Origin of the sequence: Salmonella sp. 2020_1459 (assembly GCF_043847915.1) — a bacterium.
GTDB classification, from domain to species: Bacteria; Pseudomonadota; Gammaproteobacteria; order Enterobacterales; family Enterobacteriaceae; genus Salmonella; species Salmonella enterica.
Map to the genome: position 1 here is coordinate 331,675 of NZ_JBCMFA010000006.1, position 25,734 is coordinate 357,408.

The following is a 25,734-nucleotide window of genomic DNA, read 5'->3' on the forward strand; positions in this document are numbered from 1 at the left end:
ATTTCGCAACACGGTGGGCTAATCACATATGTCTTACTGCGGGAACCACTGATCGCTGATTTTCTGATAAGTGCCGTCCGCTTTAATGGCGGCCAGCGCATTATTCAGTTTTTCCAGCAACGCCTTATTGTCCGGGCGCACCGCGATGCCAAGTCCGGTACCGAAGTATTGCGGATCGGTCACTTTCTCTGTTGCCGGACCCAGTTGCGGATTCGTTTTCAGCCACTCATTGACCACTGCGGTATCGCCAAAGACGCCGTCAATACGGCCATTTTTCAGGTCGATAATCGCATTCTGGTAGCTGTCGTAGGCCACGGTTTTGACCTCCGGATGTTTATCCTGGAGATATTTTTGATGCGTGGTGCCATTTTCCATACCGATACGCTTACCTTTTAGATCGGTAAAGGTTTTATAGGTGTCTTTTTTGGCAATCACCAGCGCGGAGTTCGCATAATAGGGATTGCTAAAGGCGACCTGCTTACTGCGCTCCGGGGTAATGTCCATTCCGGAAATGACGGCATCATATTTTCTGAATTTCAGCGCCGGGATAAGACTATCGAAAGCATGATTGGTAAAAGTACATTCTGCCTGCATTTGCTTGCATAATGCGGTTGCCAGATCGATATCGAAGCCCACAATTTTATTACTCGCATCCAGGGATTCAAACGGGGGATAGGTGGCGGAAACCCCGAAATTGATTTTTTCAGCGGCGATGCTGCCAGTGGCGAAAGAGGCGAGTAATGCAGCCAGAACTAACTTTTTCATGATGTCACTCCCGTAATCTTATGATTATGCGCCGTGTCTGCGGCATAGATTTACAATGCCATCAATTGAATTTGTATGCAATAAAAATGATTAAATATTTTAAAATGGATAAAAAAGACGGACAGGTTAACCACTTGTCCGTCGGATTTATTCAATATTATGCATCGTAGGTTTGATAAGCGCAGCGCCATCTGACCATTGTCGAACGGCGGCGAGAATGCCTTATCCTGCCTGGTTAATTGCGTCGCTCAAACGCCAGAGCTTTACGCTCAATCAAACGCATCATCAGCGTCAATAGACCGTTGACGACCAGGTAAATTACGCCTGCCGCGCCAAATACCACCACATCGTAGGTACGACCATAGAGCAACTGACTGTACCCCATGACTTCCATCAAGGTGATGGTATAGGCCAGCGAGGTACTTTTGAAGACCAGTACCACCTCATTAGAATAGGAGGAGAGGGCGCGTTTAAACGCATAGGGCAACAAAATCGCTAGCGTATCTTTCTTACTCATCCCCAGCGCGCCGCAGGACTGCCACTGACCTTCCGGAATCGCGCGAATCGCGCCATAAAATAGCTGCGTGGTATAAGCGGCGCTGTTTAGCGACAACGCGATCAGAGCGCACAGCCACGGTTCAGACAGTAGATGCCAGAGTAGCGGATACTCTTGCAGTGTCGGGAATTGACCGGGTCCGTAGTAGATCAGGAAAATTTGCACCAACAACGGCGTACCGGTAAACAACGTGATATAGCCGCGCACCAGCCACACCACGAACGGCGTTTTTAGTGTCAGGATAATGGTAAAAACTAACGCCAGCACCAAAGCGACGGCAATAGAAGCCACGGTCAGCGTCAGGCTGGTGTGTAGCCCTTTTAGCAGTTCAGGTAAGTACTCAAGCATTAGTCTGGCCTCCGCTCAAAACGTGTTGCGCGCAGGTCTATGCGTTTGAGAATGTACTGACTGATCAGCGTAATGACCAGGTAAATAGCCGCCGCAATAATGTACCAGTTAAACGGTTCCTGGGTGCGTGTGGCAATACTTTTGGTCTGCAACATCAGATCGTTAACGCTGATAAGGCTGACCAGAGCCGTATCTTTTAGCAACACCAGCCACTGATTACCCAGCCCTGGCAGGGCGTGACGCCACATCTGCGGCATCACCAGACGGAAAAAAATCGCCGTCTTTGATAATCCCAGTGCCTGACCCGACTCCCACTGACCAGACGGAACGGCTTTCAGCGCGCCGCGTAGCGTCTGCGACGCATAGGCCGCATACAGCAGGGACAACGCAATCACGCCGCACAGGAACGGACTGACGTCAAAGTTCTCAATCTCCATTTGCACCGGGATCTGCGTAAAGCCGAGATGGAGGGTAAACCCGTCAGACAGCGTAAGCAGGAGTTGCGAGGAGCCGAAATAGATAAACAGCACCACCAGAATTTCCGGCAGGCCGCGCAAAATAGTGACCAGCGCGGAGCCTATCCAGGCAATCGGGCGCCATTTTACGGACTCCCAGACGGCAAAGAACATGGCTAACGCGAGGCCAATGATCAGCGCGCAGACGGCAAGGCCGACGGTCATCCCGGCGGCGCTTGCTAAAGGAAAAAATTCGTTCATCAAAGATTACTTCTGGAACCATTTGTTATAGATGGTCTCGTAAGTCCCATCTTTCTTCACTTTTTCCAGCGCAGTATTGAATTTCTGCTGCAGCTCGGTGTTGCCCTGGCGTACCGCGATACCCAGGCCGGTGCCGAAATAATCTTTATCGGTGACTTTATCGCCGACCGGCACCAGCTTAGGATTGGCTTTCAGCCATTCGGTCACGACCGCCGTGTCGCCGAAAACAGCGTCGATACGGCCATTTTGTAGATCCAGCTTCGCGTTCTGATAGCTGTCATACGGTACGGTGGTGATTTCCGGATGCTTATCCATGATGAATTTCTGGTGCGTCGTACCGTTCTGTACGCCGACTTTCTTACCTTTCAGTTGATCGACGCTGGTGTATTTGCCCTGCTGACCCACGAACAGCGCGGAGTTGTCGTAATATGGCGTGGTAAACAGCACCTGCTTTTCACGTTCCGGCGTGATATCCATTCCCGCCATTACAGCGTCGAAGCGGCGGAATTTCAGGCTGGGGATCAGGCTGTCGAACGCCTGATTGGTAAAGGTACAGGAGGCGTCGATCTCTTTACATAGCGCGTTGGCCAGGTCGACGTCAAAGCCGACAATCTTGTTATTAGCATCCATCGATTCGAACGGCGGATAGGACGCTTCGGTCGCAAAACGAATGGTCTGGGCTGCTGTAGCGGAAAGGCTAAAGCCTGCAATTAGCGCGGCAATCAGAACTTTTTTCATTGTCATTGTCCCGAATCTTAGTGAGAGAGATAGTTTTTGAACGCTTCGGTCTGAGGGTGGGCAAAGCAACCCGCATCACCGTGCTCGACGATGTGACCATTTTCCATATAAATCACACGACTGGCGGTCTTACGCGCCACTTCGACTTCATGCGTAACGATCACCTGAGTAATGTTCGTTTCCGCCAGCTCATGAATAATGCTGACGATTTGAGCGGTAATTTCCGGGTCCAGCGCGGCGGTCGGTTCATCAAACAGCAGCACCTGCGGCTCCATCATCAGCGCGCGGGCAATCGCGACGCGCTGCTGCTGACCGCCGGAAAGGTGCAACGGATAACGATCGCTATATGGCTTCAGACGTAAACGCTCCAGCAGCTTTTCTGCGCGCGCCAGCGCCTGATCTTTTGTCAGACCCAGTACGCGGCAGGGCGCTTCAATCAGATTCTGCACAACGGTGAGATGTGGCCAAAGATTATATTGCTGAAAGACCATTCCGACATTTTGACGTAGCTCACGAATCGCCTTATCGGACGGCGTTTTCGTAAAGTCAAAATGGTTCCCGGCGATAGTCAGAGTGCCGGAGCGCGGCATCTCAAGCAGATTGAGTACACGCAGCAGCGAACTTTTACCCGCCCCGCTTGGGCCAAGCAACACCAGCGTTTCGCCTTCGGGGCAATCCAGCGTGATATCGAACAGCGCCTGATGCGCGCCGTAAAAGCAATTAATGCCGTTTAATTGAATACTCATTGACACTCGTATACAGGCAGTCTGATAGCTATTGAAGCCGCAGATAGTACCTTTCGCAGAATAGTTATGCAATATTTATGCGTTAAAAGTTAAATATATCCCACATTCTTCCCTAAACATAGCACAAAATAGCAGGAGGAATAGTAGGTAAGAAGAATTGTCGGCATCCCGGGCAGAATGCCAGACAATTTACGGGGTTATGGGTGCAAAAGCGGGGGAATACTGTCTGTTAACGGTTTTCTATTGACTGGCGCAGCGTACCGGCAGGGGCATGGACATCTCCGCCCAGATAGCGAACGTCGTCAATCACCCAGCATGAGCCTTCGTGAATCATAAGCACTTCATCCTGCCAGCTTTGATCGCCCTGTTTTAACGCCACCCGCAGAGGAATGTTGCGCGCATCTCGGTTCGGAATGGTTGATGCGCTGGCGACGTTGGCGCTATCCGGCAGCGTAGCGCGGCTGGAGAACAGATCGCCGCTCATCAACTGGCGGTGCTCCGTATCGCGGCTGGCGTCGGTCAGCAATTTCGCCAGGTTATCACTCAAGTAGGGGCGAAGCGCGGCGATATCATTGCTGTGGTGTTGAATACGGTAGTCGTAAAATTGTTGAGCCACGCTGTCCGGGCCGCCTTCCACACACGCGCCGATACGCGGGCCATTATCTTTGTAGGCGGGAGTGACGGTCGTACAGGCGCTAAGCAGAAGCGCGCACGGGATGAGCAAAGAGAGTTTAGAATAGCGCATGATGATTTCCTTATAGGCGATCGAGCAAAAACCGATCTACGATAATCAATTATATCCTTTCAATGATAGCGTATCAGCTTGATAATGCGTTTGAGATCGTGTGCTTAGCTAACCCGGGAGATTCACTATGCAGTTTTCAACAACCCCAACGCTGGAAGGACAAAGCATCGTGGAGTATTGCGGTGTGGTGACGGGCGAAGCCATTTTAGGCGCCAATATTTTCCGCGATTTTTTCGCCGGCATTCGGGATATCGTCGGCGGACGTTCCGGCGCGTATGAGAAAGAGCTGCGTAAAGCGCGTGAAATCGCTTTTCAGGAACTTGGCGAGCAGGCTAAAGCGTTGGGCGCCGATGCGGTGGTAGGCATCGATATTGATTACGAAACTGTCGGCAAGGATGGCAGTATGCTGATGGTCAGCGTCAGCGGAACGGCGGTGAAAACGCGCCGATGAGAGCGCTACTGTGGCTGGTTGGTCTCGCGTTGCTGTTAACAGGCTGCGCGAGCGAAAAAGGAATTATCGATAAAGAGGGATATCAGCTTGATACCCGACATCGGGCGCAGGCGGCCTATCCGCGCATTAAAGTCCTGGTGATTCACTATACGGCGGAAAACTTTGCCGTTTCGCTGGCGACGTTAACGGGCCGCAACGTCAGTTCGCATTACCTGATTCCCGCAACCCCGCCATTATATGGCGGTAAACCGCGCATCTGGCAACTGGTGCCGGAACAGGATCAGGCCTGGCATGCGGGCGTCAGTTTCTGGCGAGGCGCCACGCGTCTCAATGATACGTCTATTGGCATTGAGCTGGAAAATCGCGGCTGGCGAATGTCCGGCGGGGTGAAATCTTTCGCGCCGTTTGAATCCGCGCAAATTCAGGCATTGATTCCGTTAGCGAAGGATATTATCGCGCGCTATAACATCAAACCGCAGAATGTGGTGGCCCATGCGGATATCGCGCCGCAGCGTAAAGACGATCCCGGCCCGCGCTTCCCGTGGCGCGAGCTGGCGGCGCAGGGGATTGGCGCCTGGCCTGACGCCCAGCGTGTGGCGTTTTATCTGGCTGGACGCACGCCGTATACGCCAGTCGATACCGCAACGGTGCTTGCGTTACTCTCGCGCTATGGCTATGAAGTCAAAGCCGATATGACGGCACGCGAGCAGCAGCGGGTGATTATGGCGTTCCAGATGCACTTCCGTCCGGCGCAATGGAACGGTATCGCAGATGCCGAAACGCAGGCGATTGCCGAAGCATTACTGGAGAAGTACGGCCAGGATTAACGCGGTAAATTTCCGTGATCGCGCAGCCAGGCGGCGGTGCGCTCAATGCCTTCGTCCAGCGTGACGATGGGCTGGTAGCCCAGCTCGTCCTGCGCGCGAGTCGTATCGAGCGTAAAATCAAAATTCAGTTTTGACACGCCGTAATGCGTTAGCGGGGGCTCTTTGGCGGATTTTTTGCCGAAGCGTTCCATACTGCGGGCGATCATATCCAGCATCGGGTAAGGCACAGAGCGAATGCGGCAGTCGATAGTCAGTTCATCAATTAACTTTTGTACGATGCTGCGTAAGGTGCGGTTTTCGCCGTTAGTGATGTTATAAGCGCGGCCAGAAGGCAGATGATCGCAGCCCGGCTGGCTGGCCAGCCACATGGCGTGGATCGCATTTTCATAGTAGGTCATATCGACCAGCGCGCTGCCCCCGTGCGGTAATAAGACGCTACCGTAATGGTGCATCATATGCGCCAGACGTGGGATAAATACTTTATCGTGCGGGCCAAACAGGCTTTGCGGACGCAACACCGTAAAACGTGTTTGCGGATTGGCCTGCGCCAGCAGATTAATCACCTCTTCACCGGCGGCTTTACTGCGGGCGAACTCATTGGCAAACCGATGCGGACGGAAATCCTCCTTGATATCACGGTGATGGTGGTAATCAAAATAGAGTGAGGGAGAGGAGATATGAATAAAATTGCGCACGCCCCAGGCGACCGCCCATTCTCCCAGACGGCGGGTGGCGCGAACATTCGCCAGATCGAAAGCTTGTTGGGTTCCCCAGGGCGAGGTAAAGCTGGAGCAGTGCCACAACGTGTCGATCCCGGCGAGCATCACTTTGGCCTGCGAGGAGACCAGTTCGGTTAAATCCGCATGGACGAATTCCGCGCCCATTTTTTCAAGCAGCTTGCCCATCGCTTCATTGCGACCCGTCGCTCTGACGCTGATGCCTTTATTGCGCAAAAATTCAACCGCGTTTCGACCTAAGCCGCTGGTGGCGCCGGTAACCAGTACCTTCATATCAATCCACTGTGTTTAATAAACCGTCGTGCGCATTCTTCCGTGAATTACGTCGGTATGCAATGGGAAACACGAAAGAATACAGCAACTTTTTCTCATTTTTCTGTGATTTGTTCTGCAAGTCGGGCAATACGCCTTGCCATTCCCCGGAAAATAAACAGGTGCGCCGGGATCATCAGTAGCCAGTAAATCAGGCCCGGCATTCCGTGTGGATGCCACCAGGCGCGCACGTCAATTTCGCGGTAGCGGCCTTTATCATGCAGCGTGAAACTAAGCCGCCCCAGACCCGGCGCTTTCATGCCAAACAAGAGCGTGAGCTGTTTTTCTGGCTCGACAATGATCACTTTCCAGCTATCTACCGTATCGCCAGGCTTGAGCAAAGTATGCGACGGGCGGCCTTTCGCCAGTTTATGCCCCACCAGACGGTCCATCGCGGCGCGCGTCTGCCACAAAATATTGCCGAAAAAATAGCCCTCTTTGCCACCAAGCCGATTTACGACCTGCCAGAGCGCCGATAGGCTGGCCGGGGTCTGCGCGGTAAAGCCCGCCTGCTTTGGAAAATAGCCGTATTCGGGACGCCAGCGGGCGAAGGCCAGCGCGTCGTAGCCCCAGTCGCTGGAGTTCACCAGTTTTTCTTCTTCTTTCAGCGTGCGGCGAACGGCGTCGTCAAAGGTGATAAGCGTTTGGGGGATCAACTTTTTTAACGCGGCGTCATCGGCCAGCAAATCGTGCCTTAACCCCTGGATTAAGGCTTTTGCGGTAGTCGGCGGCACGGAGGTAATGACGTTTAAAAACCAGACCGAAATCCAGCGGGTCGGAAAAGGCACCGGGATCAGCGGACGCCGTTTACCGCTGACGGCCATAAAACGTTCAAACTGCTGCTGATAGCTTAATACCTGCGGCCCGGCGGCTTCCAGAATACGATGCTCGTGCGCAGGGTGATCCAGTAAGCCAACCAGGTAGTAGAGTAAATTTTCCAGGGCGATGGGCGTGGTGCGCGAACGCACCCAGCGCGGCGGCGTGAGTATTGGCAGGTTGTAAACCATGTCGCGCATGACTTCGAAGGCGGCGGAGCCTGCGCCGACGATGATCCCGGCGCGTAATTCCGTCACCGGTACGCCTGCGTCGCGCAGCGTGTCAGCCGTAAGCTGGCGGGCGCGCAGGTGATCGGATTGCTCATGCGCCGGTGCCTGCAGTGAACTGAGGAAAATAAGTTGTTTAACCGGCGTCTGGCGCAGCGCGTCGCGCACGTTGAGCGCCGCCTGACGCTCATGGGCGATAAAATCGCCGCCTTCGCCCATACCGTGTACCAGATAGTAAACGGTATCAATGTCGCGAAGCAGCGCGGGTAAATTTTCCGGCCAGTGCAGATCGACCTTATGACAACTGACGTTGGCGAGGCGCTGTTTTTCCAGACGTTCGACGCGCCGCGCCGCCGCCCGCACCTGATGCCCTTGCTGACTTAGCGCAAAGACCAGGTGCTGGCCGATATAGCCGCTGGCGCCGAGAACCAGAATGCGTTGCGCCACGTTGCTCTCCTTAGCGGGCTAAAAAGGCGCGCCAGTGGGCGACGACGTCGGTAAGCTGTTCGCGAGAGACATCCAGATGCGTCACCAGACGCACAATCGGCGCGGCGTTAATCAGGATATTCCGTTCCCGTAAATAGTCGCCAAGCGCGGCGGCCTGTGCTTCACCAACGCGAACAAACAGCATATTCGTTTCGTGGCGCATGACCTCCGCGCCCGCTTCGCGAAGCTGCTGCGCCAGCCAGGCGGCGTTGTCATGATCCTCTTGCAGACGCGCCACGTTATGCTTCAGCGCATACAGTCCGGCCGCTGCCAGAATCCCGGCCTGACGCATTCCGCCGCCGACCATTTTACGCCAGCGCGTCGCGCGTTTAATGTAATCGCGGTTGCCGACCAGCAGCGAACCGACCGGCGTTCCGAGACCTTTTGACAGGCAGATGGTAAAAGAGTCGCAATACTGCGTAATTTCTTTTAACTCACAGCCGTAGGCAACCACCGCGTTAAAAATTCGGGCGCCGTCAACGTGCAGCGCCAGTCCACGTTCGCGGGTAAATGTCCAGGCGTCTTTCAGATACGCGCGCGGCAGCACTTTCCCGTTATGCGTATTTTCCAGACTGAGTAAGCGCGTGCGCGCGAAGTGGATGTCATCCGCTTTAATCTTCGCCGCCACGTTCTCCAGCGGCAGCGTACCGTCCGCGGCGGCGTCGATGGGCTGCGGCTGAATGCTGCCGAGCACCGCCGCGCCGCCAGCTTCATAGAGATAATTATGCGCGCCCTGACCGACGATATACTCTTCGCCGCGTTCACAATGGCTAAGCAGCGCGACCAGATTGGCCTGGGTGCCGGTGGGTAAAAAAAGCGCCGCTTCTTTACCGGAAAGGTCGGCGGCGTAGCGCTGAAGGGCGTTAACGGTAGGGTCATCGCCGTATACGTCGTCCCCGACCGGGGCGGTCATCATCGCCTCGAGCATGGCGCGGCCCGGTCGGGTAACGGTATCACTGCGTAAATCAATCATGGCACATCCCTGGATTTTAAAAGGTGATGTGCACTGTTTTACCTTAGCCAGTTCGTTTTCGCCAGTTCGATCACTTCATCGCCGCGGCCGCTAATAATGGCGCGTAGCATGTACAGGCTAAAGCCTTTCGCTTGTTCCAGTTTGATCTGCGGCGGGATCGCCAGCTCTTCTTTTGCCACGACCACGTCAACCAGTACCGGGCCGTCAATGGAAAACGCGCGCTGTAGCGCACCGTCCACGTCTGCGGCTTTTTCCACGCGAATACCGGTAATGCCGCAGGCTTCGGCGATACGCGCGAAATTGGTGTCGTGCAGTTCGGTACCGTCGGTAAGGTAGCCGCCGGCTTTCATTTCCATCGCCACAAAGCCCAGCACGCTGTTATTAAAGACGACGATTTTTATCGGCAGCTTCATCTGTACCACCGAGAGAAAATCGCCCATCAGCATACTGAAGCCGCCATCACCGCACATCGCGATAACCTGCCGACCCGGCGCGGTGGCCTGAGCGCCGAGCGCCTGTGGCATGGCGTTGGCCATTGACCCGTGGTTAAACGAGCCCAGCAGGCGGCGCTTGCCGTTCATTTTTAGATAGCGGGCCGCCCAGACGGTCGGCGTGCCGACATCGCAGGTAAAAATAGCGTCGTCAGCGGCGAAATGGCTAATTTGTTGCGCCAGATATTGTGGATGGATGGCTTTATCGCTGAGTTTGGCTAAGTCATCAAGTCCCTTACGGGCGTCCCGATAGTGCTCCAGAGCTTTATCGAGGAATTTACGATTGCTTTTTTCTTCCACCAGCGGCAGCAGGGCGCGAAGCGTGGCTTTAATATCGCCCACCAGCGCCATGTCGACTTTGCTGTGCGCGCCAATACTGCCCGGGTTGATGTCAATCTGAATGATTTTGGCATCGCTCGGATAAAAGGCGCGGTAGGGGAACTGGGTGCCGAGCAGGATCAGCGTATCGGCGTTCATCATGGTGTGGAAGCCAGAAGAGAAGCCAATCAGGCCGGTCATTCCCACATCATAAGGATTATCGTACTCAACGTGCTCTTTGCCGCGTAGGGCATGAACGATTGGCGCTTTTAGCTTTGCCGCCAACGCGACCAACTCCTCATGCGCGCCCGCGCAGCCGCTACCGCACATCAATGCGATATTGCTGGAGTAGCGCAGCAGTTGCGCCAGTTTTTTCAGCTCTTCCTCCGCCGGCGTGACGACGGGGTGCGGGGCATGGTACCAATGGGTGACGGCGTTTTCAGGCGCGGGTTTCAGCGCCACGTCACCCGGAAGTACGACCACGGAGACGCCGCGATTTAGCACCGCTTTGCGCATGGCGATGGCGAGTACCTGCGGGATCTGCTCCGGGCTGGAAACCAACTCGCAATAGTGGCTGCATTCACGGAACAACTCCTGCGGGTGGGTCTCCTGGAAATAACCGCTGCCGATTTCACTGGACGGAATATGGGCGGCGATCGCCAGAACAGGGACGTGGTTACGGTGGCAATCAAACAGGCCATTGATCAGGTGCAGGTTGCCCGGTCCACATGAACCGGCGCACACTGCCAGCTCGCCGGTAAGCTGCGCTTGTGCGCCGGCGGCGAAAGCGGCGACCTCTTCGTGGCGGGTTGGCATCCATTCAATGGTTCCCATACGATTAAGACTATCGCTCAGGCCGTTCAGGGAATCGCCAGTGACGCCCCAGATTCGTTTTACGCCAGCCTGTTCCAGCGTTTTGGCGATAAAAGCGGCAACGGTTTGTTTCATGGTTCTCCATCTCCTTAAATGTGATAACGGTTACAAGTTTAGTTGAAGATGACGATGACGTTTTTCTTTGGCGGAGAGAGGGGCGAAAGGATGAAGCGAGTGGTAAATCGCCCGGTGGCGCTAACGCTTACCGGGCCTACAATGGAACGTTTACCGATTATGCGAGAACAAGATCGCCCTGCGGATGGCAGGAGCAGGCCAGTACGTAACCTTCGGCAATCTCCGCCTCGCTCAGCGTCATGGTGCTGCTCACCGTATAGTCGCCGGAAACGACTTTGGTTTTACAGCAGCCGCAAACACCTGCCCGACAGGCAGCGGCAACCGGTACTTTATTACTCTCCAGCGCCTCCAGCAGCGTCGTACCGATCGGGGCATAAAATTCCTGCGCTGGCTGTAGCTTGGTGAATTTCAGGCCGCTGGTTGCCGTTTCCGCCACCGGCGTGAAGAACTTCTCTTTAAAGAAGCGCGTTACGCCAAGCGCTTTCACTCCCTGTTCGACGAAATCCATATAGGGCGCCGGGCCGCAGGTCATGATGGTGCGCGATGCCAAATCCGGTACGCTCTGTAACAATTCCGTGGTCAGACGGCCCGCGACAAAACCTTCCGTGGCATGATTTTCCGCCACTAGCGTGACCGGATACTGTCGCCACTCGTCGGCAAAAATCACATCATCCGGCGAACGGACGTTAAAGATGACCTGCACGTCGGCCTGCGGGCGGTATTTCGCCAGCCAGCGACGCATCGACATGATTGGCGTTACGCCACAACCGGCGGCGAGCAGCAGAAATTTATCTTCTGTTTTATCGTCACAGGTAAAATCGCCCATTGCATCAGACAGCCAGATGTAATCGCCGCGCTTGATGTCATGGGTCAACCACTGTGAACCCGTGCCATCGTCAATCCGACGAACGGTCAGCGTGATATATTCACTGACGCCCGGCGTAGACGAAAGGGTGTAGGCGCGCAGCGTTTCCGCTGAATTACGCACGCTCACCAGCGCATACTGCCCGGCGCGGTAAGGGTAGTAGTCATGGCATAATAGCGCAATTGTCCATACATCCGGCGTCTCCTGATGGATGTGATGCACCTGCATTCGCCAGGGACATTGTGAGGTTGGCATCGTCATCATTGACCTCCTTACGCGCTCAGTAATTGCTTCATGTCTTCTTCAACGGTAGTCACGGAGCGCAGACCGAACTTCTCGTTGAGGATAGCCAGCAGATCCGGCGTGAAGAAGCCCGGCGCGGTCGGCCCGGTGACAATATTTTTCACGCCTAATGACAGCAGCGTCAGCAGAATCACGATCGCTTTCTGCTCAAACCAGGAGAGCACCAGCGATAGCGGCAGATCGTTGACGCCGCAGCCCAGTTTTTCCGCCAGCGTCACCGCCAGGATAATCGCGGAGTAAGCATCGTTACACTGACCGGCATCGACCAGACGCGGCAGCCCTTCGATGTCGCCGAACTCCAGTTTGTTGAAACGGTATTTACCGCACGCCAGGGTCAGGATCAGGCAGTCATCCGGTACGCTGGTGGCGAAATCGGTAAAGTAGTTACGCTCGCCGCGCGCGCCGTCACAGCCGCCGACCAGGAAGATGTGGCGCAGTTTTTCACGACTGACCAGATCGATGAGCGTATCGGCAGCGCCGAGCAGGGTCTGACGGCCAAAACCGACGGTGATGAGATGCGGAATTTCGCTATACGGGAAGCCCGCCATCTGCTGCGCCTGGGCAATGACCGGCCCGAAGTCATCGCCTTCAAGATGGCTAACGCCCGGCCAGCCGACGATGCTACGGGTCCAGATACGGTCGTCATAGCTGCCCACGGTCGGGTCGATAATGCAGTTAGAAGTCATCACGATTGGGCCAGGGAAGCGGGCGAACTCGACCTGCTGATTCTGCCAGCCGCTGCCGTAGTTACCGACCAGATGCTTGAATTTACGCAGTTCCGGATAGCCATGTGCGGGCAGCATTTCACCGTGAGTATAGACGTTAACGCCGGTGCCTTCGGTCTGTTCCAGCAGGTTGTAGAGATCTTTCAGATCGTGACCGGAGATCAGAATGCACTTGCCTTCAGTCGCTTTGACGTTGACCTGAGTCGGCGTTGGGTGACCGTATTTGGTGGTTTCACCGGCATCCAGAATGCTCATCACTTTGAAGTTCATCTGGCCGATTTCCATTGCGCACTCCAGCAGCGCGTTCATATCAGCAGGCCAGGTGCCGAGCCAGGCCATGATTTTGTGGTACTGCGCGTAAATGTCGTTGTCGTATTGACCGAGAACGTGCGCATGTTCCATGTACGCCGCCGCGCCTTTCAGACCGTACAGGCACAGCAGGCGCAGGCCGAGGATATTCTCGCCAATGGCGGCTTTGTCTTTATTCGGGGTAAATTCCGCCGCCTGACGTTGCAGTTCGCCCAGATCGTCGCTAACCAGTTGCAGATCGGCCATCGGATTGTCGCAATGCGCATTGGCATCTACGCTCAGGCACTGCGCTTTCAACGCTTCACGCAAGGCAATCGCTTCACGGGCGTAGCCGACGATACGCGGAGAGTCGAAGTTAACGTTGGTCAGCGTGGAGAAAAACGCGCGCGGCGCAAAGTTATCAACGTCGTGATTAATGATGCCATATTCACGGGCCTTCACCGCCCAGGCAGACAAACCTTGCAAAGCCGCAATCAGCAGATCCTGCAGATCGGACGTTTCAGCCGTTTTACCGCACATTCCCTGCGCGTAGGAGCAGCCGTTTCCGGCTGGTGTACGGATGGTTTGTTCACATTGCACACAAAACATGGTCACACCTTTTAAAGTTATATTTAATATACATGTTTAAGATTATGCCTGTGAACAAAGGGATAAAAGGGATTTCTGCCATAATGTGCAAGGAGATTGATTTAGCGCAATTTTGGCGGCAGATGCCTACCGCCAAAGAGGTATCAGGCCGAGAAGAACGCCATTAAGAGGGGGACCAGCAGGCTGAGGATAAAGCCATGTACGATAGCCGCCGGAACAATCTCTACGCCGCCGGAGCGCTGTAATACCGGCAACGTAAAGTCCATTGAGGTCGCTCCGCACAGGCCCAATGCCGTTGAACGGCTGCGGCGAACCAGACCGGGAATAAGCATAATGGCTAAGAGCTCGCGGGCCAGATCGTTAAAAAATGCCGCGCTGCCGATAACCGGTCCAAACGACTCCGTCAGCAAAATACCGGAAAGAGAGTACCAGCCGAAACCTGACGCCATCGCCAGGGCGGTTTTGAGCGGTAAGTCCAGGATAAACGCATTAATCACGCCGCCCAGTAATGAGCTTGCCACGACAACGACCGCGACCATCATTCCCCGACGGTTAAGCACAATTTGCTTTAAGGTCATGCCGCTATTTCGTAGCTGAATCCCTACCAGGAACAATAAAAAGATCAGCGTATATTCACTGGCTTCGGTGGCGTGCTGTAAAACAGAGAGTCCGCTCAGGCCGATAACAAACCCCAATACCACTACGCCGCACAGTTGTAGCGACTCCAGCGCCATGGCAATACGCGAAGGCAGTTTTTCCTGCTGATGATGGTGACGCCACGGGAGGATACGTTCCAGCCACAATAAGGCGGCGATATTACACAATAAAATAATCGTAATACTGACGGCGGAATAATGAAAAATCGCCACCAGATTACTGGCGAGGTTATCCAAAAACGCCAGGCTTATTCCCATAAAAAAGAGAATAAGATACACGATCCAGCTCAGTAGCCGGTTAATGAGTTGTAATGCGGCTTTATGTCGCAGTGGAATGAGATAGCCCACAATCAGTGGAACCAGAATGATTAAAAGTCCTGAAAACATGAACAGCCGGGCCCTTTTTTATTGTTTGAATAGCGTACATGACACTACCGAATTCCAGACTATCAGTAAAGCGACACCGTCAGCCGTACATTTATCAGACATTTGCCCCAGGCAAAGGGGGGGAATATCACGCCAGGCGGACGCATTTGCCGTTATACTGCGGTGAATTTAATGGAGTGATGACGTTTTTCTGGAGGAAGCATGATTCTCGAACGCGTTGAAATAGTAGGATTTCGCGGTATCAACCGACTGTCGTTGATGCTGGAGCAAAACAACGTGCTGATTGGGGAAAACGCCTGGGGAAAATCCAGCCTGCTGGATGCGCTGACTCTGTTATTGTCGCCGGAACTCGATCTTTACCATTTTGTCCGTGAGGATTTCTGGTTCCCGCCTGGCGACATAAAAGGACGCGAGCATCACCTGCATATTATTCTGACTTTTCGCGAAACGCAGCCAGGGCGGCATCGGGTACGTCGTTATCGAGCGCTGGAAGCATGCTGGTCGCCTTGCGAGGATGATTTTCACCGTATTTTTTATCGGCTAGAGGGCGAATGCGGCGCCGATGGTAGCGTGATGACGCTGCGCAGTTTTCTCAATAGCGATGGGCAGCCATTGCCGGTGGAAAATATTAACGATCAGGTGCGCCACCTGGTTCGTCTGATGCCAGTGCTACGTTTGCGCGATGCGCGCTTTATGCGACGTATTCGCAACGGTACGGTGCCCAATGTGCCGGATGTTGAAGTCACGGCCCGACAGCTGGATTTTCTGGCGCGTGAGCTGGCGACCCGGCCGCAAAATTTAACCGACGGGCAGATTCGTCAGGGACTGTCCGCGATGGTGCAACTGCTTGAGCACTATTTCTCAGAGCAGGGCGCAGGACAGGCGCGTCACCGACTCATGCGCCGGCGTTCGCAAAATGAGCAGCGTAGCTGGCGCTATCTGGATATTATTAATCGGATGATCGACAAACCGGGCAGCCGGTCGCATCGGGTGATCCTGCTGGGGCTTTTCTCCACGCTGTTACAGGCGAAAGGGACGCTGCGGTTACATAAAGACGCGCGACCATTACTGCTGGTGGAAGATCCGGAAACCCGTTTACATCCCATTATGCTTTCAGTCGCCTGGCAATTGCTCAATCTGTTACCGCTACAGCGGATAGCGACAACCAACTCAGGCGAATTGCTCTCGCTAACGCCGGTGGAGCATGTCGTACGGTTGGTGCGTGAATCTTCCCGCGTCGCCGCCTGGCGTCTGGGCCCGGGCGGGTTAAGCGCGGAAGATGGACGGCGCATCGCCTTTCATATCCGCTTTAATCGCGCATCGTCGCTGTTTGCGCGTTGCTGGCTACTGGTGGAAGGCGAGACGGAAACCTGGGTTATTAATGAGCTGGCGCGTCAGTGTGGACATCATTTTGATGCGGAGGGCATTAAAGTCATTGAGTTTGCTCAGTCTGGCCTGAAACCGCTGGTGAAGTTCGCCCGCCGTATGGGAATCGAGTGGCATGTCCTGGTGGATGGCGACGAAGCGGGGAAAAAATATGCCGCGACGGTCCGCAGTCTGCTTAATAACGATCGGGAAGAAGAACGCGAACATCTCACGGCGCTGCCTGCGCTGGATATGGAACATTTTATGTATCGTCAGGGCTTTGCCGATGTTTTTCACCGGGTTGCGCAGCTTCCGCCTAATGTGCCGATGAATACCCGGAAAATTATCACTAAAGCTATCCACCGCTCGTCAAAGCCGGATTTGGCGATTGAAGTCGCGATGGAAGCCGGGCGGCGGGGAATTGACGCCGTGCCGCCGCTGTTCAGAAAGATGTTCTCGCGCGTGGTTTGGCTGGCGCGGGGCCGGGCGGATTAACGTTTGAATGTGGCCGGAACCTGTTCGACGACGCTATCGAGTAACGCATAGCGGCGGCGATACTCGGCCCGTTTTTTACTGGCGATCTCCGCTTCGCTTTTTCGGGCGATCGCCAGCGGCAGCGCATAGTAATTTCCTTTAATTCTTTCACCGCCTAACGATTCCCAAAACGCGTCATAGTCGGCATGCATTTGCGTCTTTTTATCCATGTATCGCCAGCTACGGTAAACGTGCGCATCGTTACTCACGGCTATAATCTTTTCTGCCTGAAAGACTTGCGCAAACTGACAGAGAGCCTCCATCACGATGCGTTTGGGAAAAAGACCATGGCAGGCTTTGGTCGCCTGCTGGATAATTTCGTGAGGGACGTCGTTTGCCGCGCCCTGTAATCCGCCGATAAATAGTGTGCGTTGTTGGTTAAAGCGACACAGAGTAAATGTGATCTCTGCCAGAATACGTAACTGTGCGTCGCGAACAACAATAGTGCTTTCACCTTCTTTATCCAGTGAGACCAGACTGACTAAATCAAGTTGAAACAACTCGCCGGTTTTAGTTTCAAATTTAGCAAGATTCAGGCCATACTGACTTAAATAGCTAACTTGTTGTTCCCGCGATAAAAGTTGGCGCATCTGTTGATAATGAAAACACAGCGCATCTAAGGCGAAATCGCGTTTAATATTTACAGCCATATAAGGACGATGTAGCCGAATAGGCAAACGCGGCTGACGAGCAAGTAACGTATTTAACTCCGGCCATTGGGTGAGATTGGTCAGTAATTGGCTGGTCGCACGCGGCATGACTAATGAGCGGATTAAAAACTTGCGACGAAAGCTGGCTTTACGCCAGAATTTTCCTGGCTGTAATTGCCCGCGCGTCAGACGAATAAATAATTGTAAAGGAGAGATGTAATCTGAAGTGTACCAGGTATTATCTGTAAGCTGTGTCATGATCGTAATCCGCGACATAAGATTGTCGAGATTGAACCACAGGAAACATTAACCAATCGTCAATACAGCCGGCGCTATCTTTATTGCGTCAGGTTTGTTTAGATACGGTTTACTTTCTGGTTAAAATTTTGCCGTCAGGGTTTCTATGCGTGCTAAAGGAAAGAAATTTAAAAAGCGTTATCTGGTCATTATTTTAATTCTTTTAGTGGGGGGGATGGCTGGCTGGCGAATGATAAATGCCCCGCTGCCAACTTATCAGACATTAATCGTGCGGCCAGGCGATCTTGAACAGAGTGTACTGGCGACTGGAAAACTGGACGCGTTGCGTAAAGTGGATGTCGGCGCGCAGGTGAGCGGCCAGTTGAAAACGCTGCTGGTCTCCATTGGCGATAACGTTAAAAAAGATCAGCTACTCGGCGTGATTGACCCAGATCAGGCGGAGAACCAGATAAAAGAGGTCGAGGCCACCCTGATGGAGCTGAACGCGGAGCGTCAGCAGGCAGCCGCTGAGTTAAAGCTGGCGCGGGTTACGCTGGCGCGCCAGCAGCAGTTAGCTAAGACTCAGGCGGTATCGCAACAGGATCTGGATACCGCGGCGACGGAGATGGCGGTTAAACAGGCGCGTATTGGCACCATAGATGCCCAGATCAAACGTAATCGGGCCTCGTTGGACACCGCGAAAACCAACCTGGAATATACCCGTATTGTCGCCCCCATGGCGGGGGAAGTGACGCAAATCACTACCCTGCAAGGACAAACGGTGATTGCAGCTCAGCAGGCGCCCAATATTCTGACGCTGGCGGATATGAGCACCATGCTGGTAAAAGCGCAGGTCTCGGAAGCGGACGTGATCCATCTTCGGGCGGGGCAGAAAGCATGGTTCACCATTGCAGGCGATCCGCAAACGCGCTATGAAGGCGTTTTAAAAGATATTCTGCCGACGCCGGAAAAGATCAACGACGCTATTTTTTATTACGCCCGGTTTGAAGTGCCGAATCCCAAAAGAATCTTGCGTCTTGATATGACCGCACAGGTTTATATTCAACTCATGGATGTCAAAAATGTGCTGATTATTCCTCTCGCCGCGCTTGGCGAACCGGTGGGCGGCAATCGTTATAAAGTGGCGCTGTTGCGTAACGGCGAAAAACGTGAGCGCGAAGTGGTCATTGGCGAGCGTAACGATACAGACGTGGAAGTGGTTAAAGGTCTGGAAGCGGGCGATGAGGTGATCATCGGCGAAAGCAGGCCAGGAGCGACGCCATGACGGCATTGCTTGAACTGTGCAATGTGAGTCGTAGCTACCCCTCCGGAGAAGAGCAGGTGGCGGTGTTGAAAGATATCTCCCTGCAAATCCACGCCGGGGAGATGGTGGCGATCGTCGGCGTTTCCGGTTCTGGAAAATCAACGCTGATGAATATCCTCGGGTGCCTGGATAAACCGACCAGCGGCACTTATCGGGTGGCGGGGCGTGACGTCTCGACGCTGGACCCGGACGCGCTGGCGCAGCTGCGGCGTGAGCATTTTGGCTTTATCTTTCAGCGCTACCATCTGTTGTCGCATTTAACGGCAGCGCAAAATGTTGAAATCCCCGCCGTCTACGCCGGCATTGAACGCAAAAAACGCCAGGCGCGCGCCAGAGAGTTGCTTTTGCGGCTGGGATTAAGCGATCGCGTCGATTACCCACCTTCACAGCTTTCTGGCGGACAGCAGCAGCGTGTCAGTATTGCCCGCGCTCTGATGAACGGTGGACAGGTGATTCTGGCAGATGAGCCGACCGGCGCGCTGGATAGCCATTCCGGCGAAGAGGTGATGGCGATTTTGCGCCAACTGCGCGATCGCGGACATACGGTGATCATTGTGACGCACGATCCGCTGATTGCCGCCCAGGCGGAGCGGATTATTGAAATTCACGATGGCAAGATTGTCCATAATCCGCCCGCGGAGGAAAAGAAACGCGAACAGGGCGTTGACGCTGCCGTAGTTAATACGGCTCCCGGCTGGCGGCAATTTGCCAGCAGCTTTCGCGAAGCGCTGTCAATGGCGTGGTTAGCGATGGCCGCTAACAAAATGCGTACTTTACTGACCATGCTGGGAATTATTATCGGTATTGCGTCGGTGGTGTCGATTGTGGTGGTCGGCGACGCCGCAAAACAGATGGTACTGGCGGATATCCGCGCTATGGGCACTAACACGATTGATATTCATCCAGGCAAAGATTTTGGCGACGACAATCCGCAGTATCGACAGGCGCTGAAATATGACGATCTGGTCGCTATTCAGAAACAGCCGTGGGTTAACTCTGCGACGCCCAGCGTTTCAAAGAGCTTACGTCTTCGCTATGGCAATATTGATATTGCCGTAAATGCTAATGGCGTCAGTGGCGATTATTTTAACGTTTACGGCATGTCCTTTAGGGAGGGGAACACCTTCAATGCTGTACAGCAACAGGATCGCGCGCAGGTGGTGGTGCTGGATGCCAACACGCGACGCCAGCTATTTCCAAATAAAGCGAATGTCGTAGGGGAAGTGGTGCTGGTGGGTAATATGCCGGTTATTGTTATTGGCGTGGCGGAAGAGAAACCGTCCATGTACGGCAATAGCAATCTGTTGCAAGTTTGGTTGCCCTATAGCACGATGTCAGATCGCATAATGGGTCAGTCATGGCTTAACTCGATCACCGTTCGTGTGAAAGATGGCGTTGATAGCGATCAGGCTGAACAGCAGCTTACCCGCCTGCTCACCTTACGCCACGGTAAAAAAGACTTCTTCACCTGGAATATGGACAGCGTTCTGAAAACGGCTGAAAAAACCACCTATACTCTTCAGTTATTTCTGACGCTGGTGGCCGTCATTTCGCTGGTTGTCGGCGGCATTGGCGTTATGAATATTATGCTGGTTTCCGTCACCGAGCGAACGCGTGAAATCGGCATCCGTATGGCGGTAGGCGCGCGCGCCAGCGATGTGCTACAGCAGTTTCTTATTGAAGCGGTGCTGGTTTGCCTGGTTGGGGGAGCGCTGGGGATTAGCTTGTCGATGTTCATCGCATTTATGCTACAGCTTTTCCTGCCCGGCTGGGAGATCGGTTTTTCACTGACTGCGCTGGCGAGCGCGTTTTTATGTTCGACGTTTACCGGGATACTGTTTGGCTGGCTACCGGCGAGAAACGCGGCGCGACTGGACCCGGTGGATGCGCTGGCAAGGGAGTAATCTCGCTGACGTCATTTGTCGGCCTGATAAGATGCAACAGTGTCGCTATCAGGCACTGGCGTTAAATAAAAATGCCAGCCGATCGGGCTGGCATTTTGCCTCCTGGATGTACACAATGAGACAGAGGAGCTATGCAACGGCCTCTGCTTCGATGGGCACGATGACGCTGGCGTGATTGCCTTTTGGCCCCTGGTGGACATCAAACCGGACAGACTGTCCGGCTTTAAGCGTTCTGTAACCATCCATTTGAATGGTGGAATAATGGGCGAAAATATCCTCGCCGCCGCCTTCAGGGCAGATGAAACCAAACCCTTTGGCATTGTTGAACCACTTTACAGTACCCGTTTCCATGCTTCGACATCCTTCGTAAATCTTATATAAGTAAGATGGAATGAACCGGTGACGGAGTGGGGGCTGTTCAAAACCTCACCAACTCTCGACATTACAATTTAGAGAAATCAGGCGAGGCGTCAAGCATCAGGCAGGGGGGATCGGGTAAAAATGAATCAAAAATTTGAAGCAGTTAACGCTATTGCCGGGAATGTGACAGATGTCGCGGATGGTACTGATAGATGTTAGTTATCTATCAATTGAGGTAGATTGATTGTGTGCATAGACTCTGGTCAGCGGCAGATTTTCCTGCCGACAACCGTAACCGATAATGACGACTGACAATGGGTAAGACGAACGATTGGCTGGATTTTGACCAGTTGGTGGAAGATAGCGTGTGCGACGCGCTAAAACCGCCATCTATGTATAAAGTGATATTAGTCAATGATGATTACACTCCGATGGAGTTTGTTATTGACGTGTTACAAAAATTCTTTTCTTATGATGTAGAACGTGCAACGCAATTGATGCTTGCAGTTCACTATCAAGGCAAAGCCATCTGCGGCGTGTTCACCGCCGAGGTGGCGGAAACCAAAGTGGCGATGGTGAACAAGTATGCAAGGGAGAACGAGCATCCGTTGCTGTGTACGCTGGAAAAAGCCTGAATGCAGGTATAAAAATTGGGGGAGGTGCCTATGCTCAATCAAGAACTGGAACTCAGTTTAAACATGGCTTTCGCCAGAGCGCGCGAGCACCGTCATGAGTTTATGACCGTCGAGCATCTGTTGCTGGCGCTGCTCAGCAACCCATCGGCTCGCGAAGCGCTGGAAGCATGCTCCGTGGATCTGGTGGCGCTCCGTCAGGAACTCGAAGCCTTCATTGAACAAACCACACCCGTACTGCCTGCCAGTGAAGAAGAGCGTGATACGCAGCCGACGTTAAGTTTCCAGCGTGTCCTGCAACGTGCCGTCTTCCACGTTCAGTCTTCCGGGCGTAGTGAAGTGACTGGCGCGAATGTGCTGGTGGCTATCTTTAGCGAACAGGAATCACAGGCGGCTTATCTGCTGCGTAAGCATGAAGTGAGCCGTCTGGATATCGTGAACTTTATTTCTCACGGGACGCGAAAAGACGAACCGAGCCAATCTTCCGATCTCGGCAATCAGCCAACTGGCGACGAACAAGCTGGCGGGGAGGAACGTATGGAAAACTTCACGACGAATCTTAACCAACTTGCTCGCGTGGGCGGCATCGATCCGCTGATTGGTCGTGAAAAAGAACTGGAACGCGCGATCCAGGTCTTGTGTCGTCGCCGTAAAAATAACCCGTTGCTGGTAGGGGAATCCGGTGTTGGCAAAACGGCGATTGCCGAAGGGCTGGCCTGGCGTATCGTGCAGGGCGATGTGCCGGAAGTGATGGCCGATTGCACCATTTACTCTCTGGATATCGGTTCGCTGCTGGCGGGCACCAAATACCGTGGCGATTTTGAAAAACGGTTTAAGGCGTTGCTGAAACAGCTTGAGCAGGATACCAACAGCATCCTGTTTATCGATGAAATCCATACCATTATCGGCGCTGGCGCGGCGTCGGGCGGACAGGTGGATGCGGCAAATCTGATTAAACCGCTGCTTTCCAGCGGCAAGATCCGGGTGATCGGCTCAACGACCTATCAGGAATTCAGCAATATTTTTGAGAAAGACCGCGCATTAGCACGCCGTTTCCAGAAAATTGATATTACCGAGCCTTCGGTGGAAGAGACGGTGCAAATTATCAACGGCTTGAAACCTAAGTACGAAGCGCACCACGACGTGCGTTATACCGCGAAAGCGGTGCGTGCGGCGGTCGAGCTGGCGGTAAAATATATCAATGACCGCCATCTGCCGGATAAAGCCATTGACGTGATTGACGAAGCGGGCGCTCGGGCGCGTCTGATGCCGGTGAGCAAACGTAAGAAAACGGTCAACGTGGCGGATATTGAGTCCGTAGTGGCGCGAATTGCGCGAATTCCTGAAAAGAGCGTCTCGCAAAGCGATCGCGATACGCTGAAGAACCTGGGCGATCGTCTGAAAATGCTGGTCTTCGGCCAGGATAACGCGATTGAGGCGCTGACCGAAGCTATTAAGATGAGTCGTGCGGGTCTGGGCCATGAGCATAAACCTGTCGGCTCATTCTTGTTCGCCGGGCCAACTGGCGTAGGGAAAACTGAAGTTACGGTACAGCTTTCAAAAGCGCTGGGTATTGAGCTGTTGCGCTTCGATATGTCTGAATATATGGAGCGTCATACGGTGAGCCGTTTGATCGGCGCACCTCCGGGATACGTCGGTTTCGACCAGGGCGGGCTGCTGACGGATGCGGTGATTAAGCATCCTCATGCGGTGCTGTTGCTGGATGAGATCGAAAAAGCGCACCCGGATGTCTTTAACCTGCTGCTGCAGGTGATGGATAACGGTACGCTGACCGATAACAACGGCCGTAAGGCGGATTTCCGCAACGTGGTGCTGGTGATGACCACCAACGCCGGCGTGCGAGAAACCGAACGTAAATCTATTGGTCTTATTCATCAGGACAACAGTACCGATGCGATGGGCGAGATCAAGAAAGTGTTTACGCCGGAGTTCCGTAACCGTCTCGACAACATTATTTGGTTCGATCATCTGTCTGGCGAGGTGATTCATCAGGTTGTCGATAAGTTTATCGTCGAGTTGCAGGCTCAGTTGGATCAGAAAGGCGTCTCTCTGGAAGTCAGTCAGGAAGCGCGCGACTGGCTGGCGGAAAAGGGCTATGACCGGGCGATGGGCGCACGACCGATGGCGCGTGTGATTCAGGATAACCTGAAAAAACCGCTGGCCAATGAGTTGCTGTTTGGATCGCTGGTTGATGGCGGACAGGTCACCGTCGCGCTGGATAAAGAGAAAAATGCGTTGACGTATGGCTTCCAGAGTGCGCAAAAGCACAAGCCGGAAGCCGCGCATTAATCTTCGTTTCACTGCCGTACAAACCGGGCCTTAGCGCCCGGTTTTTTTACGCCGGCTAATAGTTAGCCTGATGGCGTTGTGCTCGCGGTAGGCGGACAAGGCGCTTGTAAATTGCGTCATCATCCGGTAATCGACGGGTCAAATGCGAAAAAAAAGCCCGACCCGCTGCGTGAAAAGGGATGCTGAAGCCGCTGTTACCAATGCCAAAAAAACTAATCCTCTTCTCTGAAAAGAGTAGTCTTACACTTAGCACAAAGAATTCTTCTGTGATTATCCCATACCTGTATCAAACCAACATCGCTGAATTTCTCGTGACCACAACTGTAGCAGGATATTTTGCTCATATTGTGTTTTTTAATATATTCATCTTTGGTGGGAAGTTGCTTCCAGTAGCCTATCAGTCCGGGCATAACCTCTCCTTGAGTGGGTTATGTAATTTGCAAATTATGATAATAATTATATAAGAAATAGTTCAGTATGAAATTATTACTTATCACATTTTCGAAAGCGAATGCTATTAGCATCACACTTTCTACGTTGTTATCAACGATAATGCTTTCGTACAGGTAGCTTAGCTGTTGGCAGTGCTATACCCCGTCCAATCATCCATCAACGCCACCCGTTTAGGCCATAACGTCCCACGCTGATACGCTGCTTCAGCCTTATCTGCCAACTGGTGCGCCAACGCATGTTCAATAACCTCACGTTGATAATCCGTTGCTTCACCAGCCCACTCACGGAAAGTAGAACGGAAGCCATGTTGCGTTAAGTCGATATATCCCATTCGTTTCAATACACCCAATAACGACATATCAGAAAGTGTTTCAGCGCGAGGGGCAGGGAATACATGATTGTTATCTTTTAATCGTGGTAAATCTTTTAACAAATCAACAGCAGCATCAGACAGAGGAACTCGGTGCTTTTTTACTACCGAGAGATACTTATGCAAACTTTTCTAAAGCGTTTCAGGTAGGGAAGTAGGGCTGTTTTACACAATCTATAGTAAGTTTGGTGTAGCAACCAAAGGTCCAAAAACAAACCTTTCATCAGGAAAATTACAGTAAAAACAAGAAGTTTAGATACAAAAGCCCGTACTTTCGTACGAGCTCTTTCTTGAATATGGCGGTGAGGGGGGGATTGACTCGCTTTGCTCGCCCCTTCGGGCAGTCTCCTCGCAGGCTCGTCGTCTGTCCAACTGGCTGCGCCAGTTGTCGAACCCCGGTCGGGTGTTCTCATCCCCCCTGTAGGGTGGCTTTATTGACTAGTCCTGATATAGGTTGACAGTTTTTTGTCTGTAAAACGCCTGATGAACATCATCGGGCGTTTTGTATTTCAGGGCCAGGTGTGGCCGTTCATGGTTATAAATTGCCACGGACTCTTTTACT

24 protein-coding genes and 1 pseudogene are annotated in these 25,734 nt (G+C 53.3%); 8 read left to right on the plus strand and 17 right to left on the minus strand.

From position 1 onward, the window contains the following. Positions 1-33: 33 nt before the first annotated feature. The 6 genes from artJ to ACH0VJ_RS17215 all read right to left on the minus strand — a co-directional run bounded on the left by artJ (position 34) and on the right by ACH0VJ_RS17215 (position 4,614). A complete protein-coding gene (gene artJ, locus ACH0VJ_RS17190) occupies positions 34-765 on the minus strand; it encodes an arginine ABC transporter substrate-binding protein ArtJ (RefSeq protein WP_000737538.1) in 732 nt (243 codons plus the stop codon). Between the two features lie 235 nt (positions 766-1,000). Further along, entirely contained in the window at positions 1,001-1,669 is a 669-nt protein-coding gene (gene artM, locus ACH0VJ_RS17195) for an arginine ABC transporter permease ArtM (protein ID WP_000895396.1), read from the minus strand. Next, on the minus strand, positions 1,669-2,385 hold the full coding sequence (artQ, locus tag ACH0VJ_RS17200; protein ID WP_001001677.1) for an arginine ABC transporter permease ArtQ: 717 nt from the start codon (positions 2,383-2,385) through the stop codon (positions 1,669-1,671). The genes artM and artQ overlap by 1 nt, the downstream gene beginning before the upstream one ends. A 6-nt stretch (positions 2,386-2,391) precedes the next feature. Continuing rightward, positions 2,392-3,123: an arginine ABC transporter substrate-binding protein ArtI gene (artI, locus tag ACH0VJ_RS17205; protein WP_000756587.1), complete on the minus strand. Its 732-nt coding sequence runs from the start codon at positions 3,121-3,123 to the stop codon at positions 2,392-2,394. Between the two features lie 17 nt (positions 3,124-3,140). Beyond that, positions 3,141-3,869, minus strand: coding sequence for an arginine ABC transporter ATP-binding protein ArtP (artP, locus tag ACH0VJ_RS17210; RefSeq protein WP_000027186.1), 729 nt, complete (start codon positions 3,867-3,869; stop codon positions 3,141-3,143). 229 nt (positions 3,870-4,098) lie between these two features. Then, positions 4,099-4,614 carry a lipoprotein gene (locus ACH0VJ_RS17215; RefSeq protein ID WP_001270724.1) on the minus strand — a complete coding sequence of 172 codons (516 nt, stop codon included), beginning with the start codon at positions 4,612-4,614 and terminating at the stop codon, positions 4,099-4,101. A gap of 127 nt (positions 4,615-4,741) precedes the next feature. Here ACH0VJ_RS17215 and ACH0VJ_RS17220 point away from each other — a divergent pair, with 127 nt between their 5' ends. Further along, complete coding sequence (locus ACH0VJ_RS17220) at positions 4,742-5,065, plus strand: heavy metal-binding domain-containing protein (protein WP_001160725.1); 324 nt, start codon at positions 4,742-4,744, stop codon at positions 5,063-5,065. After that, a complete protein-coding gene (locus ACH0VJ_RS17225) occupies positions 5,062-5,892 on the plus strand; it encodes an N-acetylmuramoyl-L-alanine amidase (protein WP_001202288.1) in 831 nt (276 codons plus the stop codon). The genes ACH0VJ_RS17220 and ACH0VJ_RS17225 overlap by 4 nt, the downstream gene beginning before the upstream one ends. Here ACH0VJ_RS17225 and ACH0VJ_RS17230 read toward each other — a convergent pair. The 7 genes from ACH0VJ_RS17230 to ACH0VJ_RS17260 form a co-directional block, all read right to left on the minus strand. Continuing rightward, a complete protein-coding gene (locus ACH0VJ_RS17230) occupies positions 5,889-6,902 on the minus strand; it encodes an NAD(P)-dependent oxidoreductase (protein WP_000866904.1) in 1,014 nt (337 codons plus the stop codon). The genes ACH0VJ_RS17225 and ACH0VJ_RS17230 overlap by 4 nt on opposite strands. A gap of 95 nt (positions 6,903-6,997) precedes the next feature. Beyond that, positions 6,998-8,431, minus strand: a complete 1,434-nt coding sequence (locus tag ACH0VJ_RS17235; RefSeq protein ID WP_000079006.1) for an SDR family oxidoreductase — start codon at positions 8,429-8,431, stop codon at positions 6,998-7,000. Between the two features lie 10 nt (positions 8,432-8,441). Next, positions 8,442-9,443, minus strand: a complete 1,002-nt coding sequence (ltaE, locus tag ACH0VJ_RS17240; RefSeq protein ID WP_000566347.1) for a low-specificity L-threonine aldolase — start codon at positions 9,441-9,443, stop codon at positions 8,442-8,444. 38 nt (positions 9,444-9,481) lie between these two features. After that, entirely contained in the window at positions 9,482-11,200 is a 1,719-nt protein-coding gene (poxB, locus tag ACH0VJ_RS17245; RefSeq protein ID WP_000815324.1) for a ubiquinone-dependent pyruvate dehydrogenase, read from the minus strand. 157 nt (positions 11,201-11,357) lie between these two features. Further along, entirely contained in the window at positions 11,358-12,326 is a 969-nt protein-coding gene (gene hcr / locus ACH0VJ_RS17250; protein ID WP_023196439.1) for an NADH oxidoreductase, read from the minus strand. An 11-nt stretch (positions 12,327-12,337) separates the two neighbouring features. After that, positions 12,338-13,990 (minus strand): hydroxylamine reductase, encoded by a 1,653-nt coding sequence (gene hcp, locus ACH0VJ_RS17255; protein ID WP_000458785.1) that lies wholly within the window; start codon positions 13,988-13,990, stop codon positions 12,338-12,340. A 143-nt stretch (positions 13,991-14,133) separates the two neighbouring features. Beyond that, positions 14,134-15,033 (minus strand): lysine exporter LysO family protein, encoded by a 900-nt coding sequence (locus ACH0VJ_RS17260; protein ID WP_000491118.1) that lies wholly within the window; start codon positions 15,031-15,033, stop codon positions 14,134-14,136. 201 nt (positions 15,034-15,234) lie between these two features. On the opposite strand from ACH0VJ_RS17260, the gene ACH0VJ_RS17265 reads away from it, so the two are divergent. Beyond that, a complete protein-coding gene (locus ACH0VJ_RS17265) occupies positions 15,235-16,893 on the plus strand; it encodes an ATP-dependent endonuclease (protein WP_000599770.1) in 1,659 nt (552 codons plus the stop codon). Here the strand turns inward: ACH0VJ_RS17265 and ACH0VJ_RS17270 are convergent. Beyond that, complete coding sequence (locus ACH0VJ_RS17270) at positions 16,890-17,840, minus strand: VirK/YbjX family protein (RefSeq protein ID WP_001537300.1); 951 nt, start codon at positions 17,838-17,840, stop codon at positions 16,890-16,892. The genes ACH0VJ_RS17265 and ACH0VJ_RS17270 overlap by 4 nt on opposite strands. A 145-nt stretch (positions 17,841-17,985) precedes the next feature. Between ACH0VJ_RS17270 and macA the strand changes: the two genes are divergently transcribed. After that, complete coding sequence (macA, locus tag ACH0VJ_RS17275) at positions 17,986-19,104, plus strand: macrolide transporter subunit MacA (protein ID WP_001201751.1); 1,119 nt, start codon at positions 17,986-17,988, stop codon at positions 19,102-19,104. After that, positions 19,101-21,047 (plus strand): macrolide ABC transporter ATP-binding protein/permease MacB, encoded by a 1,947-nt coding sequence (gene macB, locus ACH0VJ_RS17280; protein ID WP_000125873.1) that lies wholly within the window; start codon positions 19,101-19,103, stop codon positions 21,045-21,047. The genes macA and macB overlap by 4 nt, the downstream gene beginning before the upstream one ends. 129 nt (positions 21,048-21,176) lie before the next feature. Here the strand turns inward: macB and cspD are convergent, their stop codons facing one another. After that, a complete protein-coding gene (gene cspD, locus ACH0VJ_RS17285; protein WP_000447499.1) occupies positions 21,177-21,398 on the minus strand; it encodes a cold shock-like protein CspD in 222 nt (73 codons plus the stop codon). A gap of 150 nt (positions 21,399-21,548) precedes the next feature. On the opposite strand from cspD, the gene ACH0VJ_RS17290 reads away from it, so the two are divergent. The 3 genes from ACH0VJ_RS17290 to clpA all read left to right on the plus strand — a co-directional run bounded on the left by ACH0VJ_RS17290 (position 21,549) and on the right by clpA (position 24,349). Further along, positions 21,549-21,626 carry a hypothetical protein gene (locus tag ACH0VJ_RS17290; RefSeq protein ID WP_212742690.1) on the plus strand — a complete coding sequence of 26 codons (78 nt, stop codon included), beginning with the start codon at positions 21,549-21,551 and terminating at the stop codon, positions 21,624-21,626. Positions 21,627-21,721: 95 nt separating this feature from the next. Then, positions 21,722-22,042, plus strand: a complete 321-nt coding sequence (gene clpS, locus ACH0VJ_RS17295; RefSeq protein ID WP_000520787.1) for an ATP-dependent Clp protease adapter ClpS — start codon at positions 21,722-21,724, stop codon at positions 22,040-22,042. Positions 22,043-22,072: 30 nt separating this feature from the next. Beyond that, entirely contained in the window at positions 22,073-24,349 is a 2,277-nt protein-coding gene (clpA, locus tag ACH0VJ_RS17300; RefSeq protein WP_000934064.1) for an ATP-dependent Clp protease ATP-binding subunit ClpA, read from the plus strand. Between the two features lie 212 nt (positions 24,350-24,561). Here the strand turns inward: clpA and ACH0VJ_RS17305 are convergent, their stop codons facing one another. Further along, positions 24,562-24,759, minus strand: coding sequence for a hypothetical protein (locus ACH0VJ_RS17305; protein WP_001117984.1), 198 nt, complete (start codon positions 24,757-24,759; stop codon positions 24,562-24,564). Between the two features lie 161 nt (positions 24,760-24,920). Further along, positions 24,921-25,274 (minus strand): annotated as a pseudogene (locus tag ACH0VJ_RS17310) (tyrosine-type recombinase/integrase); the annotation flags it as partial. Positions 25,275-25,734: the final 460 nt, after the last annotated feature.

Coding starts and splice junctions, on each gene's coding strand:
- macA (WP_001201751.1), top strand. CDS start 17,986: ATGCGTGCTAAAGGAAAGAAATTTAAAAAGCGTTATCTGGTCATTATT.
- hcr (WP_023196439.1), bottom strand. CDS start 12,326: ATGACGATGCCAACCTCACAATGTCCCTGGCGAATGCAGGTGCATCAC.
- clpA (WP_000934064.1), top strand. CDS start 22,073: ATGCTCAATCAAGAACTGGAACTCAGTTTAAACATGGCTTTCGCCAGA.
- ACH0VJ_RS17305 (WP_001117984.1), bottom strand. CDS start 24,759: ATGCCCGGACTGATAGGCTACTGGAAGCAACTTCCCACCAAAGATGAA.
- ACH0VJ_RS17230 (WP_000866904.1), bottom strand. CDS start 6,902: ATGAAGGTACTGGTTACCGGCGCCACCAGCGGCTTAGGTCGAAACGCG.
- ACH0VJ_RS17265 (WP_000599770.1), top strand. CDS start 15,235: ATGATTCTCGAACGCGTTGAAATAGTAGGATTTCGCGGTATCAACCGA.
- poxB (WP_000815324.1), bottom strand. CDS start 11,200: ATGAAACAAACCGTTGCCGCTTTTATCGCCAAAACGCTGGAACAGGCT.
- macB (WP_000125873.1), top strand. CDS start 19,101: ATGACGGCATTGCTTGAACTGTGCAATGTGAGTCGTAGCTACCCCTCC.
- ACH0VJ_RS17290 (WP_212742690.1), top strand. CDS start 21,549: ATGAATCAAAAATTTGAAGCAGTTAACGCTATTGCCGGGAATGTGACA.
- cspD (WP_000447499.1), bottom strand. CDS start 21,398: ATGGAAACGGGTACTGTAAAGTGGTTCAACAATGCCAAAGGGTTTGGT.
- artM (WP_000895396.1), bottom strand. CDS start 1,669: ATGCTTGAGTACTTACCTGAACTGCTAAAAGGGCTACACACCAGCCTG.
- artJ (WP_000737538.1), bottom strand. CDS start 765: ATGAAAAAGTTAGTTCTGGCTGCATTACTCGCCTCTTTCGCCACTGGC.
- artP (WP_000027186.1), bottom strand. CDS start 3,869: ATGAGTATTCAATTAAACGGCATTAATTGCTTTTACGGCGCGCATCAG.
- artQ (WP_001001677.1), bottom strand. CDS start 2,385: ATGAACGAATTTTTTCCTTTAGCAAGCGCCGCCGGGATGACCGTCGGC.
- artI (WP_000756587.1), bottom strand. CDS start 3,123: ATGAAAAAAGTTCTGATTGCCGCGCTAATTGCAGGCTTTAGCCTTTCC.
- ACH0VJ_RS17220 (WP_001160725.1), top strand. CDS start 4,742: ATGCAGTTTTCAACAACCCCAACGCTGGAAGGACAAAGCATCGTGGAG.
- ACH0VJ_RS17225 (WP_001202288.1), top strand. CDS start 5,062: ATGAGAGCGCTACTGTGGCTGGTTGGTCTCGCGTTGCTGTTAACAGGC.
- ACH0VJ_RS17270 (WP_001537300.1), bottom strand. CDS start 17,840: ATGACACAGCTTACAGATAATACCTGGTACACTTCAGATTACATCTCT.
- ACH0VJ_RS17215 (WP_001270724.1), bottom strand. CDS start 4,614: ATGCGCTATTCTAAACTCTCTTTGCTCATCCCGTGCGCGCTTCTGCTT.
- ltaE (WP_000566347.1), bottom strand. CDS start 9,443: ATGATTGATTTACGCAGTGATACCGTTACCCGACCGGGCCGCGCCATG.
- hcp (WP_000458785.1), bottom strand. CDS start 13,990: ATGTTTTGTGTGCAATGTGAACAAACCATCCGTACACCAGCCGGAAAC.
- clpS (WP_000520787.1), top strand. CDS start 21,722: ATGGGTAAGACGAACGATTGGCTGGATTTTGACCAGTTGGTGGAAGAT.
- ACH0VJ_RS17260 (WP_000491118.1), bottom strand. CDS start 15,033: ATGTTTTCAGGACTTTTAATCATTCTGGTTCCACTGATTGTGGGCTAT.